The organism is Streptomyces sp. NPDC054783, from assembly GCF_053611725.1.
The window spans coordinates 1-1022 of record NZ_JBSHAY010000111.1 but is presented as its reverse complement, the minus strand read 5'-3'; the positions used below and the strand labels follow the sequence as shown (position 1 = coordinate 1022).

Sequence of the window (1022 nt, the reverse complement as noted above, 5' to 3'; positions counted from 1 at the left end):
ACGACCGCCAGCACGGGGTGGCCGTTCTTCCGGGCGTCGGACAGCCGCTCCACCAGGAGCATGCCCGCACCCTCACCCCAGCCCGTACCATCCGCACCCGCCGCGAACGCCTTGCACCGGCCATCAACCGAAAGCCCACGCTGCCGGCTGAAATCAACGAACGTCTCCGGCGTGGCCATCACCGCCACACCACCGGCCAACGCCAGATCACACTCACCACTGCGCAACGCCTGAGCCGCCAGATGCAACGCCACCAACGACGACGAACACGCCGTGTCCACCGTCACCGCAGGACCCTCGAGCCCCAACGTGTACGCCACCCGGCCAGAGGCGATACTCCCCGCATTCCCGGTCCCGATGTACCCCTCGACCCCCTCCGGGAACTCCACCAGCCCCGCCAGATAGTCGTGATACATCACCCCCGCGAACACACCCGTACGACTCCCCCGCACCGACGTCGGATCGATCCCCGCCCGCTCCAACGCCTCCCACGACGTCTCCAGCAGCAACCGCTGCTGCGGATCCATCGCCAACGCCTCACGCGGACTGATCCCGAAGAACGCCGGATCGAACTCCCCCGCCCCATGCAGGAAACCACCCTGCCGCGTATACGACGTCCCCGCATGATCCGGATCCGGGTGATACAACCCCTCCAGATCCCAGCCCCGATCCGACGGGAACGACGACACACCATCCCCGCCACCGGCCACCAGCCGCCACAAATCCTCCGGAGACTCCACACCCCCGGGGAAACGACAACTCATCCCCACAATCGCGACCAGATCATCACCGACGACCCGCCCACCAACACCCACACCCACAGCAACAGCACCGGCAGCGGGAACCACAGCCTGCGGACCCTCCGGCCCCACCAACTCATCCCGCAGATACCGCGCCAGATCACCCGGCGTCGGATAATCGAACACCAACGTCGCCGGCAACCGCAGCCCCGTAACCGACCTCAAGTCATTACGCAGCTCCACCGCCGTCAACGAATCAAAACCCAACTCCTTGAACGCACG

General features: G+C 66.1%; 1 protein-coding gene. It reads right to left on the bottom strand.

Going from position 1 to position 1022, the window contains the following annotated elements:
* Window positions 1-1022: beta-ketoacyl synthase N-terminal-like domain-containing protein (locus ACWGJ5_RS46600; protein WP_453315647.1), on the bottom strand; the 1022-nt coding region annotated here is incomplete at both ends.